A 14,350-nucleotide genomic window follows, 5' to 3' on the forward strand; every position below is an offset into this window, starting at 1 on the left:
TTGAATAGAGTTTGCCCATGTCTGGTCTTTAGCGGGAGTGAAAAATGCTCAAAAAGTGGATATATGATACAACCATCATCCTACAGGATAGCGTTGAAAGCTGGCCCCAGGCGCTGGAACTGTGCGCGAAACCGCTGCTGGATTTGCAGGTCATTGCGCCGGAATATGTCACGGCTATCATCGAGCAGCATCACACGTTAGGTCCCTACTATGTGCTTGCTCCAGGGCTGGCAATGCCCCATGCGCGACCGGAAGAAGGGGCGAAAGGACTTGGCCTGTCATTATTAAAACTGAAACAGGGTGTCTCTTTTGGTGCCGGTGAGTTTGACCCCGTCGATGTGATTGTGATGCTGGCGGCGCCGGACAAGCATAGCCATATCGAAATGATCTCAGCCTTAGCGGAATTATTTTCCAGCGACGAAGATATGGCTGAATTACATCGGGCGAATACGCTGGAGGAGATAAAAACCATCATCGATCGCTTCTGATTTAATTATTTAATCCGATTCATCTCAACATTACGCATCAGCGTGATGGGGCGTACTCTACTCAAAAAAGGGGATAACAATGAAAATCATGGCTATTTGCGGCTCCGGCCTGGGCAGCAGTTTTATGGTCGAAATGAATATTAAAAAGGTGCTCAAAAAACTGGAAATTGAGGCCGAGGTTGAACACTCCGATCTCTCCTCGGCTACGCCGGGCGCGGCGGACCTGTTTGTAATGGCGAAAGACATTGCCGCCAGCGCCAGCGTGCCGGAAAGCCAGCTGGTGGTGATCAACAATATCATCGATATTAACGAACTCGAAGCGCAGCTGCGCGCCTGGTTCGAAAGACAATAATCCTGATAAGGCGAGGTGGATATGTTTATCCTTGAAACGCTGAACTTCGTTGTTGATATTTTAAAAGTCCCTTCAGTGCTGGTCGGTTTAATTGCCCTGATTGGTCTTGTGGCGCAGAAAAAAGCCTTTTCGGATGTGGTAAAAGGCACAATTAAAACCATTCTCGGCTTTATTGTACTGGGCGGCGGCGCAACCGTGTTGGTGGGCTCATTAAATCCGCTCGGCGGTATGTTTGAGCACGCCTTTAATATTCAGGGCATTATTCCCAACAATGAAGCTATTGTGTCGATTGCCCTGGAAAAATATGGCGCTTCCACCGCGCTCATTATGGCCTTCGGGATGGTGGCGAATATTATTGTTGCGCGCTTTACCCGCCTGAAATACATCTTCCTCACCGGGCATCACACCTTCTACATGGCATGCATGATTGGCGTGATCCTGACGGTTGCAGGCTTCGAGGGGGTCGGGCTGGTCTTTACCGGCTCGTTGATCCTCGGCCTGATTATGGCCTTCTTCCCGGCGATTGCGCAGCGCTATATGAAGCGTATTACCGGCAACGATGAGATCGCCTTCGGTCATTTCGGCACGCTGGGCTACGTGCTGTCCGGCTGGATTGGCAGCAAGGTCGGTAAAGGTTCGCGCTCCACCGAAGAGATGAACCTGCCGAAGAACCTTAGCTTCCTGCGTGACAGTTCAATCTCCATCTCCCTGACCATGATGATTATCTACCTGATCATGGCGGTGAGCGCCGGACGTGAGTACGTGGAGGCCACCTTCAGCGGCGGCCAAAACTACCTGGTGTACGCCATCATTATGGCCATCACCTTCGCGGCAGGCGTGTTCATCATCTTGCAGGGCGTGCGCCTGATTCTGGCGGAAATCGTCCCGGCCTTTACTGGCTTCTCGGAAAAACTGGTGCCCAATGCGCGGCCTGCGCTGGACTGTCCGGTAGTCTACCCGTATGCGCCAAACGCGGTGCTGATTGGCTTCCTGTTTAGTTTCCTCGGCGGGATTGTGGGCTTGTTCATCTGCGGTCAGTTTAGCTGGGTGCTGATCCTGCCGGGCGTCGTGCCGCATTTCTTCACCGGTGCAACGGCGGGCGTGTTTGGTAACGCCACCGGTGGACGCCGCGGGGCAATGATTGGCGCCTTTGCTAATGGCCTGCTGATCACCTTCCTCCCGGTCCTGCTACTGCCTGTTCTGGGCGCAATTGGCTTTGCGAATACGACCTTCTCGGACGCTGATTTTGGTGCGGTCGGGATTGTGCTGGGCAACCTGGCGCGCTTCCTGTCGCCGTTTGCCATCACCGGACTGGTTGTTGTGTTGTTCGCGCTGCTGGTGGCCTACAACGTCTTCGCTAAAAACAAACCTGCCAGCGGTAACGCGCAGGAAAACCCCGGAGCCAAATCATGAATGAGAATGAAATAACCGAACTGGCGCGTCAGATTCGCCTTGAGACGCTGAAATCCCTTACGCAGCTGGGTTTTGGGCACTACGGCGGCAGCATGTCAGTCGTTGAAACGCTGGCGGTGCTGTACGGCGCGGTGATGAAAATTGACCCGGCCGATCCGGACTGGCCAGAGCGCGATTACTTTGTGCTGTCGAAAGGCCATGCGGGCCCGGCGCTGTACAGTACGCTGGCGATTAAGGGCTACTTCCCGATTGACGAGCTGAGCACGCTGAACCAGAACGGGACGCGTCTGCCAAGTCACCCGGATCGCCTGAAAACACGCGGCGTGGATGCCACCACCGGATCACTGGGGCAGGGGATCTCCATTGCTGGCGGCATGGCGCTGTCGCACAAGCTGGCAGGAAGGCCAAACCGGGTGTTCTGCATCGTCGGTGACGGGGAGCTGAACGAAGGACAGTGCTGGGAAGCCTTCCAGTTTATTGCTCACCATCGACTGAACAACCTGACGGTATTCGTGGACTGGAACAAACAGCAGCTCGACGGCGAGCTGGACGAAATCATCAGCGCCTTCGACCTGGAAGGCAAATTCCGCGCCTTTGGTTTTGACGTGGTAACGGTGAAAGGGGATGACATTCCGGCGCTGCTGGAGGTGACCGCGCCGATCCCTGCGGCCGATGCGCGTCCGCGGGTGGTGATCCTCGACAGCATCAAAGGGCAGGGGGTGCCATACCTGGAACAGCTCAGCAACTCGCATCACCTGCGATTAACTGAGGAGAGCAAAGCGGCGCTCAACGAGACGATTCGCCAACTGGAGGCTTCACATGATTAAGGTTGCACCGACAGGACAGAAAGATGCCGTTGAGATGCGTAAGGTCTACGCGGGTTTTGTGGCAAAACAGATTGAGGCCGGGAGCGAGATTATTGCGCTCGAAGCGGATCTGATGAGTTCGATGGCGATGGACGGCGTAGCGCGTGATTATCCACAGCACGTCATCAACTGCGGCATTATGGAGGCTAACGTGATTGGGACGGCCGCCGGGCTGTCGCTCACCGGACGTAAGCCGTTCGTCCATACCTTTACCGCCTTTGCCAGCCGTCGCTGCTTCGACCAGCTGTTTATGTCCCTGGACTACCAGCGCAATAACGTGAAGGTGATTGCCTCGGATGCGGGCGTGACGGCCTGCCACAACGGCGGGACGCATATGTCGTTTGAGGACATGGGCATCGTGCGCGGTCTGGCGCATTCAGTGGTGCTGGAGGTGACCGATGCGGTGATGTTCGAAGATGTGCTGCGTCAGCTTATCGACCTGGAAGGCTTCTACTGGGTGAGGACCATCCGTAAACAAGCCCCGAGCGTGTATGCCCCGGGGTCAACCTTCACCATCGGCAAGGGCAACGTGCTGCGCGAGGGAACCGATATTACCTTGATTGCTAACGGCATTATGGTGGCGGAAGCGCTGGAGGCGGCGCGCCAGCTGGAGCAGGAAGGGGTAAGCGCAGCGGTCATCGACATGTTTACCCTGAAGCCTATCGATCGGATGCTGGTGAAAAACTATGCCGAGAAAACCGGGCGTATTGTGACCTGCGAAAACCACAGCATTCACAACGGGCTGGGGTCGGCGGTGGCGGAAGTGCTGGTGGAAACCTGTCCGGTGCCCCTGCGTCGGGTGGGGGTGAAGGAACGATATGGTCAGGTGGGCACGCAGGACTTCTTGCAAAAGGAGTATGGCCTGACGGCACATGACATTGTGTCGGCGGCGCGGGAGCTGTTGTAATAAAAAAAGGCGACCGTGTGGTCGCCTTTTTGTTGCCCGGTGGCGCTGGCGCTTACCGGGCCTACGGTCCTGTAGGCCGGATAAGCGAAGCGCCATCCGGCAAAACATTACTGCTGCTGCGAAGACTGGATCGCCGTCAGCGCGATGGTGTAGACGATATCGTCTACCAGCGCACCACGGGACAGGTCGTTCACAGGTTTGCGCATGCCTTGCAGCATTGGCCCGATGGAGATCAGGTCTGCTGAACGCTGTACCGCTTTATAGGTGGTGTTACCGGTGTTCAGATCCGGGAAGATGAACACGGTAGCGCGACCTGCAACCGGCGAGTTCGGCGCTTTGGATTTCGCCACGTCAGCCATTACCGCGGCATCGTACTGGAGCGGGCCGTCGATCATCAGATCCGGACGTTTTTCCTGCGCAATGCGGGTCGCTTCACGGACTTTCTCTACGTCACTACCTGCACCAGAGGTACCGGTGGAGTAGGAGAGCATCGCGACGCGCGGTTCGATACCGAAGGCAATCGCGGAGTCCGCAGACTGGATAGCGATTTCTGCCAGCTGCTCTGCGGTTGGATCCGGGTTGATCGCGCAGTCGCCGTAAACATAAACCTGTTCAGGCAGCAGCATGAAGAACACGGAGGAGACCAGAGAGCTGCCCGGTGCGGTTTTGATCAACTGCAACGGTGGACGGATGGTGTTCGCGGTGGTGTGAACCGCACCGGAAACCAGACCGTCAACTTCGTCCTGCTCCAGCATCAGCGTACCCAGCACGACGTTGTCTTCCAGCTGCTCGCGCGCAACGGCTTCGGTCATGCCCTTGTTCTTACGCAGTTCAACCAGGCGAGCAACGTAGCTTTCGCGAACCACTTCCGGGTCAACGATCTCAATGCCAGCGCCCAGCTCAACGCCCTGAGACGCCGCAACGCGGTTGATCTCATCCGGGTTACCCAGCAGCACACAGGTCGCGATACCGCGTTCTGCACAGATGGCTGCCGCTTTAACGGTACGTGGTTCGTCGCCTTCTGGCAGAACCACGCGTTTGCCCGCTTTACGCGCCAGCTCGGTCAGCTGGTAACGGAAGGCTGGAGGAGACAGACGACGGCTGCGCTCGGAGGTCGCCGTCAGGGATTCGATCCAGTCCGCATTGATGTAGCCCGCAACGTATTCCTGAACTTTCTCGATACGCTCGTGGTCATCAACCGGCACTTCGAGGTTGAAGCTTTGCAGGCTCAGGGAGGTCTGCCAGGTGTTGGTGTTCACCATGAAGACTGGCAGGCCAGTGGCGAACGCACGTTCGCACAGCTTGCTGATACGCGCGTCCATTTCATAGCCGCCGGTCAGCAGAATTGCACCGATTTCCACGCCGTTCATCGCAGCCAGGCACGCTGCAACCAGCACGTCTGGACGGTCAGCAGAGGTCACCAGCAGGGAACCTGCGCGGAAGTGTTCCAGCATGTGTGGAATGCTACGTGCGCAGAAGGTTACGGACTTCACGCGGCGGGTGTTGATATCGCCTTCGTTGATCACGGTGGCGTTCAGGTGACGCGCCATATCGATTGCACGGGTGGCAATCAGATCGAAGCTCCATGGCACCGCGCCCAGAACAGGCAGCGGGCTGGAATCCTGCAACTTAGCCGGGTCAACTTTGATGACTTTCGCTTTGGAGGAGTCGTCAAAAATTTCGGACAGGTCAGGACGCGTACGGCCCTGCTCATCTACTGGCGCGTTCAGCTTGTTAACAATCACGCCGGTGATGCTGGTGTTTTTCGCACCGCCGAAGCTGCTGCGCGTCAGTTCGATACGCTCTTTCAGCTGCTCTGGGGTATCCGTGCCCTGAGACATTACAAAAACGATCTCTGCGTTCAGGGTTTTCGCGATTTCAAAGTTCAGAGACTGGGCAAACTGGTGTTTACGGGTCGGGACCAGGCCTTCAACCAGCACCACTTCCGCGTCCTGCGCGTTTGCGTGGTAGTTGGCAATGATCTCTTCCATCAGCACGTCTTTCTGGTTGCTGGAGAGCAGAGATTCAACGTGGCTCATCTTCAGCGGTTCAGCCGCTGGCAGATTGGAGTTCTTGCGAACGATGGTGGTGGTCTGGTCTGGCGCATCGCCACCGGCACGTGGCTGGGCGATAGGCTTAAAGACGCTCAGACGAACGCCTTTGCGTTCCATAGCGCGGATCACGCCGAGGCTGACGCTGGTCAGGCCGACGCTGGTTCCGGTAGGGATCAGCATAATAGTACGGGACACGGTTTATCCTCTTTCGTTACCGCCGCGTTGGGCGGGTTACAAAACAGCACCGCCAGCATTGCTGGCGGTGTGGAATCAGGCAGTCAGGCGGTGTGCGTCTTGCGCGATGACCAGCTCTTCGTTAGTTGGAATAACGATAGCAGGGCGGGTGCCTTCTTTGTTGATGAAGCCAGACTTGCCGAAGCGGGCAGCCAGGTTACGCTCATGATCAACTTCGAAGCCCAGAACGCCCAGTTTGCCCAGGGACAGTTCACGTACCATTGCCGCGTTCTCACCGATACCACCGGTGAAGATAACAGCATCCAGACGGCCTTCCATCAGCGCGGTGTAAGAACCGATGTACTTCGCCAGGCGGTGGCAATAAACGTCCATTGCACGTTTAGCGTCAGCTTTTTCTGCGTAGTTGTCTTCAACGTAACGGCAGTCGCTGGTGACCTCGGTCAGGCCCAGCAGGCCAGACTCTTTGGTCAGCATTTTGTTGATGTCGTCAACGCTCATGCCCAGGGTGTCGTGCAGGTGGAAGATGATCGCCGGGTCGATATCACCGGAACGGGTACCCATCACCAGACCTTCCAGCGGGGTCAGACCCATAGAGGTGTCAACACACTTACCGTTGCGGATAGCGGAAACAGAACCACCGTTGCCCAGGTGGCAGGTGATAATGTTGACTTCTTCTACCGGCTTGTTCAGCACTTTTGCGGCTTCCTGAGTCACATAGAAGTGGCTGGTGCCGTGTGCGCCGTAACGACGGACGCCGTGCTCTTTGTACAGGCTGTATGGCAGGGCATAGAGGTAAGACTCTTCCGGCATGGTCTGATGGAACGCAGTATCAAACACGGCCACGTTTTTGTCTTTCAGACTCGGGAAGGATTTCAGTGCTTCAGCGATACCGATCAGGTGAGCCGGGTTATGCAGCGGTGCGAAAGACGCAGAGTCTTTGATACCCTGAATCACGGAGTCGTCGATTACCACGGAACTGGTGTATTTTTCGCCGCCGTGGACGATACGGTGACCAATTGCGGTCAGCTGAGCAGACAGTTCTGGTTTTTGTGCCAGAATAGTGTTAACGATAAAGTTCAGCGCTTCACTGTGAGCGGCGCCTGCACCTAAAGCCGCTTCTTGTTTGCTGCCGTCCATCTTCCACTTGATACGTGCTTCAGGCAGATGGAAACATTCGGCCAAACCAGAGAGGTACTCGTCACCGTTGAGCGCATCGATGATGGCGAATTTCAGTGAGGAGCTACCGCAGTTCAGAACCAGTACTAACTTACTCGACATGGAAGTACCTATTATTGATACGTGGCTAAAAAAACGTCAGTGAGTCTAAAAGCGTAACGCATGCTGACCCAGACATTTATGATTAACATCATGCCAAACGAACATTCTGGCAGGATGAAAGAAATACCTATGATTTTAAGCCATTTTGAACATTTTTCAGACAATGGCATAATATGCGATAATTTGACGAGTTAACGCTTATCGTCTACGGCCCTATCAGGCTGGCACAGGATACCCGATACGGGGTAGCGATGACAAAATATTTTGAACGTTGTCATAGCCTGTTGTGGTTTTGCACGAAAATTTTAATTTTTATATGTGAAGTTGAGGTACAGCCATGTCGACACCCGAAATCCCGTCCGTGAACTTTTTTAGTCTGTTTCGTCGGGGACAGCATTACGCAAAGACATGGCCGATGGAAAAGCGCCTCGCGCCCATGTTTATTGAAAATCGCACTATTCGCGCCACGCGCTATGCGATTCGCTTTATGCCCCCGATTGCCGTTTTTACCCTGTGCTGGCAGATAGCGTTAGGTGGGCAGCTTGGCCCTGCCGTCGCGACGGCGCTCTTTGCGTTAAGCCTGCCGATGCAGGGGCTATGGTGGTTAGGTAAACGTTCCGTCACGCCACTTCCGCCTTCTATTTTACACTGGTTTTATGAAGTGCGTGGAAAACTGGAAGAGGCTGGCCAGGCGCTGGCACCGGTTGAAGGTAAGCCGGACTATCAGGCGCTGGCGGATACCCTCAAGCGTGCGTTTAAACAGCTTGATAAAACATTCCTCGATGACTTGTGATTGATCATCGAAACGACGACCAAAAGAAGGCACAGTAACAATCAGTTACCGTGTCTTTTTTTTACAGTGCAATGCGCTACAGGAGTCGAAAGATGGAAATGACCCATGCTCAACGTCTGATTTTGTCTAACCAGTACAAGATGATGACTATGCTTGATCCCGATAACGCTGCGCGCTACAGCCGCCTGCAAACCATTGTTGAACGTGGTTTTGGCTTGCAGATGCGCGAACTGGATCGCGAATTTGGCGAACTGAAAGAGGAAACCTGCCGTATCGTTATCGACATCATGGAGATGTACCATGCGCTGCATGTGTCCTGGACCAATCTGAAGGACCAGCAGACCATTGACGAGCGCCGCGTGACGTTCCTGGGCTTTGATGCTGCGACGGAAGCGCGCTATCTGAGCTATGTACGCTTTATGGTGAATACCGAAGGGCGCTACACCCATTTTGATGCGGGTACGCACGGCTTCAACGCCCAGACCCCGATGTGGGATAAGTATCAACGTATGCTGAGCGCGTGGCACGCCTGTCCGCGTCAGTACCATTTAAGCAGCAACGAAATTCAACAAATCATTAATGCCTGACGGAGGTGCGTGTGCAGTGTAAAGGTTTTCTGTTTGATCTGGACGGTACGCTGGTGGATTCGCTGCCGGTGGTGGAGCGCTCGTGGTGCCACTGGGCCGACCGGCACGGCATTGACCATCAGGACGTACTGAATTTCATCCATGGCAAACAGGCCATTACCTCATTGCGGCACTTCCTGGCGGGACGTTCTGAGGAAGAGATTCAGGCGGAGTTCCGCTATCTTGAGCAGATTGAAGCTACCGATACCGAGGGTATCACCGCGCTGCCCGGTGCGCGTGAACTGCTTGAGCACCTGAATGAAGCGCAGATCCCGTGGGCTATCGTCACCTCCGGCTCGGTTCCCGTCGCGCATGCACGCCATAAGGCGGCAGGTTTGCCGACGCCGGACGTCTTCATTACCGCTGAGCGCGTGAAGCGCGGCAAGCCTGAACCGGATGCGTTCCTGCTCGGCGCTGAACTGCTCGGCCTTGCGCCAGCAGAGTGCGTGGTGGTGGAAGACGCGGCGGCAGGCGTGCTGGCCGGGCTGAACGCCGGCAGCCACGTCATTGCCGTTAACGTCCCGGCGGGTTCCCCCCGGCTGGAGGAGGCGGATTTCGTGCTTAACACCCTGACCGCCATCGACGTCTCGAAGGCGTCAGACGGAGTTGTAACCGTCTCGCTAAAAATGTAATCCCATGATATAGCCCCGCATTACCGGGGCTTTTTTATGGCAGAATTGCTTCTCCTCCACTGACAAGGACATGTTGTGAACGGTGAACTGATTTGGGTCCTGAGCCTGCTGTTAATCGCCATCATTCTTTTTGCCACGGGCAAGGTGCGCATGGATGCCGTCGCCCTGTTTGTGATTGTCGCATTCGTTCTAAGCGGTACCCTTTCCCTGCCGGAAGCCTTTTCCGGGTTTAGCGATCCCAACGTTATTTTGATTGCCGCTCTGTTTATTATTGGCGACGGGCTGGTACGCACCGGCGTGGCGACGATGATGGGGTCGTGGCTGGTGAAGGTGGCGGGCAGCAGCGAAACCAAAATGCTGATTTACCTGATGCTGACGGTCGCCGGGCTGGGCGCGTTTATGAGCTCTACGGGCGTCGTGGCCATCTTTATTCCGGTCGTGCTGAGCGTCTGCATGAGGATGCAGATCTCCCCTTCGCGGCTGATGATGCCGTTGAGCTTCGCCGGGCTCATCAGCGGCATGATGACGCTGGTCGCGACGCCGCCGAACCTCGTCGTGAACAGCGAACTGATCCGTGAGGGGCTTGAGGGGTTTAGCTTTTTCAGCGTTACGCCGATCGGGCTGGTGGTACTGGTGATGGGCATTATCTATATGCTATTGACCCGTTTTGCGCTGAAAGGGGAGAAGCAGGATAAAGCCAAAGAGGGCTGGAAGCGGCGCTCTTTCCGCGATCTGATTAAAGAGTATCGTCTGACCGGGCGTGCCCGACGTCTGGCTATCCGCCCGGGGTCGCCTATGGTGGGGCAGAGGCTGGATGACCTTAAGCTACGCGAACGCTATGGCGCGAACGTCATCGGGGTTGAGCGCTGGCGTCGTTTTCGTCGGGTGATCGTTAACGTGAACGGGGTGTCAGAGTTTCGCGCGCGTGACGTCCTGCTGATTGATATGTCCACCGCAGACGTGGATCTGCGGGAGTTTTGTAGTGAGCAGCTGCTGGAGCCGATGGTCCTGCGCGGCGAGTATTTCTCTGACCAGGCGCTGGATGTGGGAATGGCCGAGGTGTCGCTGATCCCGGAATCGGAGTTATTGGGCAAAACCGTGCGTGAAATCGGCTTTCGTACCCGCTATGGCCTCAACGTGGTAGGCCTGAAGCGCGATGGCGTAGCCCTTGAAGGGGCGGTGGTGGATGAGCCGATCCTGCTGGGGGATATCTTCCTCGTGGTCGGCAACTGGAAACTGATTAGCCAGCTCGGGCAGAAAGGCCGCGATTTTGTGGTGCTAAATATGCCGATTGAAGAGAGCGATGCATCACCGGCGCACAGCCAGGCGCCCCATGCAATTTTTTGCCTGGTATTGATGGTTGCCCTGATGCTGACGGACGAGATCCCTAACCCGGTGGCGGCAATAATCGCCTGTCTGTTAATGGGCAAATTCCGCTGTATCGACGCAGAAAGCGCTTACAAAGCGATTCACTGGCCGAGCATTATTCTCATCGTCGGGATGATGCCCTTCGCCCTGGCGCTACAGAAAACCGGCGGGGTGGATTTGATCGTAAAAGGCTTAATGGACGCGGGCGGGGGATATGGTCCGTACCTGATGATGGTTTGCCTGTTCGTCATGTGCGCCACCATTGGTTTGTTCATCTCCAATACCGCAACGGCGGTGCTGATGGCGCCCATTGCACTGGCGATGGCAAAATCGATGGGCGTTTCGCCGTATCCGTTTGCGATGATGGTTGCGATGGCGGCGTCCGCGGCATTTATGACGCCGGTCTCTTCCCCGGTCAATACGCTGGTGCTGGGGCCCGGGAATTATAGTTTCAGTGATTTCGTGAAGCTGGGTGTGCCGTTCACCGTGCTGGTAATGCTGGTATGCGTGGTGTTAATTCCGGTGTTATTCCCGTTTTAGCGTGAGTGCAGAAACGTAGGCCGGGTCAGGCGGAGCCGCCACCCGGCAAAAAACTACAGCGGCGAATCCTGGCTAATCTCATCCAGTGACAAATGGAAGCTCGGCACAAACACGCGCATAAAGTAGTCCATCTCTTCGCTGCGACGAGATTCCAGCGTTTTTTCCAGACGCGTTTTTGCCAGTAAAAATTCGTTATTCCCGGCGGACAGCTCTTCCAGACACTTCAGGTAGGCGCACAGCGCATCGGCCTGCTTAACCAGGGATTTCTCCTCTTCCGTATACTGATGCTCGTCGATGAGCGGCCCGAAGATATCGCGCAGCTCTTCAGGCACCATGTCAATCAGCTTCTGCTGGGCAATCTTCTCAATAGCTTTATATTCCTGGGCAATCTGCGAGTTGAAATATTTCACCGGCGTAGGCAGATCCCCGGTCAGCACTTCCGATGCATCGTGGTACATCGCCAGCAGGGCGATACGTTCGGCATTCACCTGCCCGTTGAAGTTGCGGTTTTTAATCGCGGCCAGCGCGTGCGCGACCATGGCAACCTGTAAACTGTGCTCAGACACATTTTCAGTGCGCACGTTGCGCATCAGCGGCCAGCGGTTGATGAGTTTCAGGCGGGAGAGGTGGGCAAAGAAATGACTCTGACTCATAGGTTACCTTATGTCTTCACTGCGACAGACTTCATTGTGCGGGGAGGGGAGGGAAGATGCAAATTTGCGGATGTTGCAGGCCGGGTAAGCGCAGCGCTACCCGGCGGATAGTCAGCGCTACTGATGGTACCCGGAGAGGAAGCGCCCGAAGCGGCTGATGGCCATTTCGAGATCGTCTTCGCGCGGCAGGGTGACGATACGCACGTGATCCGGCCACGGCCAGTTAAACGCCGTACCCTGAACCAGCAGCACTTTTTCCTGCAACAGGAAGTCGAGCACCATTTTCTGGTCGTCGTGAATATTAAAGCGCTTCGCGTCGATTTTCGGGAACATGTACAGCGCGCCGTTAGGCTTCACGCAGGAGACGCCCGGAATATCATTAATCAATTCCCATGCACGGTTGCGCTGTTCATACAGGCGGCCGCCTGGAACGATAAACTCGCTGATGCTTTGATAGCCGCCGAGTGCTGTCTGGATCGCATGTTGCGCCGGTACGTTGGCGCACAGACGCATGGATGCCAGCATCTCCAGCCCTTCAATGTAGCCTTTCGCATGTTTTTTCGGACCGTTCAGTACCATCCAGCCCTGACGGAAACCGGCAACGCGGTAAGTTTTAGACAGTCCGTTAAAGGTGACCGTTAGCAGATCGGGTGCCAGCGCGGCGATAGAGTGGTGCTGCGCCGCGTCGTACAGGATCTTGTCGTAAATCTCGTCGGCAAAGATGATCAGGTTATGCTGGCGGGCGATCTCGACGATCTCCATCAGCAGCTCTTTTGAATAGACCGCGCCCGTCGGGTTATTCGGGTTAATGATCACGATACCCCGGGTGCGCGGGGTAATTTTGGCGCGAATATCATCCAGATCCGGGAACCAGTCAGAGGATTCGTCGCACAGGTAGTGCACCGCTTTACCGCTGGACAGGGACACCGCAGCCGTCCACAGCGGATAATCTGGGGCAGGAACCAGCATTTCATCGCCGCTGTTCAGGAGCGCCTGCATCGCCTGAACGATCAGTTCCGAGACACCGTTGCCAATGTAGATATCTTCAACGGTGACGTCGCGCATACCGCGAGCCTGATAGTGCTGCATGATGGCTTTACGGGCGGAGTAAAGCCCTTTTGAATCGCAGTAGCCTTGTGCAGTGGGCAGGTTACGGATCACATCCACCAGGATCTCATCCGGCGCTTCAAAACCAAATGGCGCGGGGTTGCCGATGTTGAGTTTCAGAACCTTATTGCCTTCCTCTTCAAGGCGTTTTGCCTCTTTGAGTACCGGGCCACGGATGTCGTAACAGACGTTGTCGAGCTTGCTGGATTTTTCGATAGGGGACATGAACCTTTAACCTTTTCGCTATTATTGCAACTTCCTGCCGTGGAAGTGTGCACGGAACAATGTACTCCCACCGCGCTTCGTTTTGAAGGGCGCACAGAAGAAGATTTCGTTCCACCGGGGAATGTCGCTGTGATCGCTTACTCTAACGAGGGAGTGATTTTGTGCCTGAATTTATCGTAATAAAGGTTATTAATGGGTTTTTTATGCTAAAAATTGCATGTAACTATGAATTTTATTCTGGTGTAAATAAAAAGACGATCCGGGCTGATGCATTAGTCCCCCTGAGTGATCATTCGTAAAACCTGAATGCTGAGATACCGATTGCCATATTAGCAAAGCCAGGCTAAAAGTTACTCATGTGAAATTAATGTTAAGGGTTATTAATGAATGGCCTGAATCTAAATTAAACTTTATTTATTATTAACGACGAAAATGCAACTTTCGTTAATTTTAATAAAAAGAGTGTAGTTGCTTATCATTGGCGGTAACTCCTTAATATTGCAATAAGACTTATAAATATAGTGGATTTGGGTTAAGATGTGTTTCGGGAATGCAGCATAGCGATAGGCCTGTTACGTATATCGGCTTCTGCTTTTCTGTATTAATCGATTGTTATTGTTAAAGTTATCTCTGGCTGATTGGGTAAGTCACATCTTGCTACGCTGGCAACGCTGCGATATAGATGGCAGAAAACATGTCTTACTTTTTATGGTATTTACATCGACCTGCAAACAACGAAATATCCTGGACGCAAGAGAATAAAAATAACGTCATGAAACGTGATTTCTGACTGGTGATATACCGCAGTACAATAACTATCTGTCAGGCAGTCTGCCGGGCCGGGATGCGAGGG

Annotated in this window: 13 protein-coding genes; 9 read left to right on the forward strand and 4 right to left on the reverse strand. The window is 54.6% G+C overall.

Annotated elements, in window-relative coordinates:
* Positions 1–44: 44 nt before the first annotated feature.
* The 5 genes from AM329_RS01940 (at position 45) to AM329_RS01960 (ending at position 4,026) form a co-directional block, all read left to right on the forward strand.
* Complete coding sequence (locus AM329_RS01940; RefSeq protein WP_022651541.1) at positions 45–488, forward strand: PTS sugar transporter subunit IIA; 444 nt, start codon at positions 45–47, stop codon at positions 486–488.
* A gap of 79 nt (positions 489–567) precedes the next feature.
* Positions 568–840: a PTS sugar transporter subunit IIB gene (locus AM329_RS01945; protein ID WP_003861447.1), complete on the forward strand. Its 273-nt coding sequence runs from the start codon at positions 568–570 to the stop codon at positions 838–840.
* Positions 841–861: 21 nt separating this feature from the next.
* A complete protein-coding gene (locus tag AM329_RS01950) occupies positions 862–2,253 on the forward strand; it encodes a PTS ascorbate transporter subunit IIC (RefSeq protein WP_022651540.1) in 1,392 nt (463 codons plus the stop codon).
* Positions 2,250–3,080, forward strand: a complete 831-nt coding sequence (locus AM329_RS01955; RefSeq protein WP_022651539.1) for a transketolase — start codon at positions 2,250–2,252, stop codon at positions 3,078–3,080. Before AM329_RS01950 ends, AM329_RS01955 begins: the two co-directional genes overlap by 4 nt.
* A complete protein-coding gene (locus AM329_RS01960; protein ID WP_003861452.1) occupies positions 3,073–4,026 on the forward strand; it encodes a transketolase family protein in 954 nt (317 codons plus the stop codon). Before AM329_RS01955 ends, AM329_RS01960 begins: the two co-directional genes overlap by 8 nt.
* A gap of 107 nt (positions 4,027–4,133) precedes the next feature.
* Here AM329_RS01960 and pta read toward each other — a convergent pair whose 3' ends face one another.
* Both pta and ackA read right to left on the reverse strand, forming a co-directional pair.
* Positions 4,134–6,275 carry a phosphate acetyltransferase gene (pta, locus tag AM329_RS01965; RefSeq protein ID WP_022651538.1) on the reverse strand — a complete coding sequence of 714 codons (2,142 nt, stop codon included), beginning with the start codon at positions 6,273–6,275 and terminating at the stop codon, positions 4,134–4,136.
* Positions 6,276–6,350: 75 nt separating this feature from the next.
* Positions 6,351–7,553 carry an acetate kinase gene (gene ackA, locus AM329_RS01970; protein ID WP_015572267.1) on the reverse strand — a complete coding sequence of 401 codons (1,203 nt, stop codon included), beginning with the start codon at positions 7,551–7,553 and terminating at the stop codon, positions 6,351–6,353.
* A 337-nt stretch (positions 7,554–7,890) separates the two neighbouring features.
* Between ackA and yfbV the strand changes: the two genes are divergently transcribed.
* The 4 genes from yfbV to AM329_RS01990 all read left to right on the forward strand — a co-directional run bounded on the left by yfbV (position 7,891) and on the right by AM329_RS01990 (position 11,512).
* Complete coding sequence (gene yfbV, locus AM329_RS01975; protein WP_003861459.1) at positions 7,891–8,346, forward strand: terminus macrodomain insulation protein YfbV; 456 nt, start codon at positions 7,891–7,893, stop codon at positions 8,344–8,346.
* A gap of 92 nt (positions 8,347–8,438) precedes the next feature.
* Complete coding sequence (locus AM329_RS01980; protein WP_003861461.1) at positions 8,439–8,933, forward strand: YfbU family protein; 495 nt, start codon at positions 8,439–8,441, stop codon at positions 8,931–8,933.
* Positions 8,934–8,944: 11 nt separating this feature from the next.
* The gene (locus AM329_RS01985) at positions 8,945–9,604 is read left to right on the forward strand and encodes a sugar phosphatase (RefSeq protein ID WP_003861463.1); all 660 of its coding nucleotides are present in this window, start codon (positions 8,945–8,947) and stop codon (positions 9,602–9,604) included.
* Between the two features lie 75 nt (positions 9,605–9,679).
* Positions 9,680–11,512 (forward strand): SLC13 family permease, encoded by a 1,833-nt coding sequence (locus AM329_RS01990; RefSeq protein ID WP_032609749.1) that lies wholly within the window; start codon positions 9,680–9,682, stop codon positions 11,510–11,512.
* Positions 11,513–11,565: 53 nt separating this feature from the next.
* On the opposite strand, the gene yfbR is transcribed toward AM329_RS01990, so the two are convergent.
* Positions 11,566–12,165 (reverse strand): 5'-deoxynucleotidase, encoded by a 600-nt coding sequence (yfbR, locus tag AM329_RS01995; RefSeq protein WP_032609747.1) that lies wholly within the window; start codon positions 12,163–12,165, stop codon positions 11,566–11,568.
* A 117-nt stretch (positions 12,166–12,282) separates the two neighbouring features.
* Entirely contained in the window at positions 12,283–13,497 is a 1,215-nt protein-coding gene (gene alaA, locus AM329_RS02000; RefSeq protein ID WP_003861471.1) for an alanine transaminase AlaA, read from the reverse strand.
* Between the last annotated feature and the right edge of the window lie 853 nt (positions 13,498–14,350).

This window comes from Enterobacter cloacae complex sp. AR_0002 (genome assembly GCF_001922365.1).
Taxonomy (GTDB): domain Bacteria; phylum Pseudomonadota; class Gammaproteobacteria; order Enterobacterales; family Enterobacteriaceae; genus Enterobacter; species Enterobacter hormaechei_C.

Excerpts from the sequence above, each read along its gene's own strand:
- AM329_RS01940 (WP_022651541.1), top strand. The coding sequence starts at position 45 with ATGCTCAAAAAGTGGATATATGATACAACCATCATCCTACAGGATAGC.
- AM329_RS01945 (WP_003861447.1), top strand. The coding sequence starts at position 568 with ATGAAAATCATGGCTATTTGCGGCTCCGGCCTGGGCAGCAGTTTTATG.
- AM329_RS01950 (WP_022651540.1), top strand. The coding sequence starts at position 862 with ATGTTTATCCTTGAAACGCTGAACTTCGTTGTTGATATTTTAAAAGTC.
- AM329_RS01955 (WP_022651539.1), top strand. The coding sequence starts at position 2,250 with ATGAATGAGAATGAAATAACCGAACTGGCGCGTCAGATTCGCCTTGAG.
- AM329_RS01960 (WP_003861452.1), top strand. The coding sequence starts at position 3,073 with ATGATTAAGGTTGCACCGACAGGACAGAAAGATGCCGTTGAGATGCGT.
- ackA (WP_015572267.1), bottom strand. The coding sequence starts at position 7,553 with ATGTCGAGTAAGTTAGTACTGGTTCTGAACTGCGGTAGCTCCTCACTG.
- yfbV (WP_003861459.1), top strand. The coding sequence starts at position 7,891 with ATGTCGACACCCGAAATCCCGTCCGTGAACTTTTTTAGTCTGTTTCGT.
- AM329_RS01980 (WP_003861461.1), top strand. The coding sequence starts at position 8,439 with ATGGAAATGACCCATGCTCAACGTCTGATTTTGTCTAACCAGTACAAG.
- yfbR (WP_032609747.1), bottom strand. The coding sequence starts at position 12,165 with ATGAGTCAGAGTCATTTCTTTGCCCACCTCTCCCGCCTGAAACTCATC.
- alaA (WP_003861471.1), bottom strand. The coding sequence starts at position 13,497 with ATGTCCCCTATCGAAAAATCCAGCAAGCTCGACAACGTCTGTTACGAC.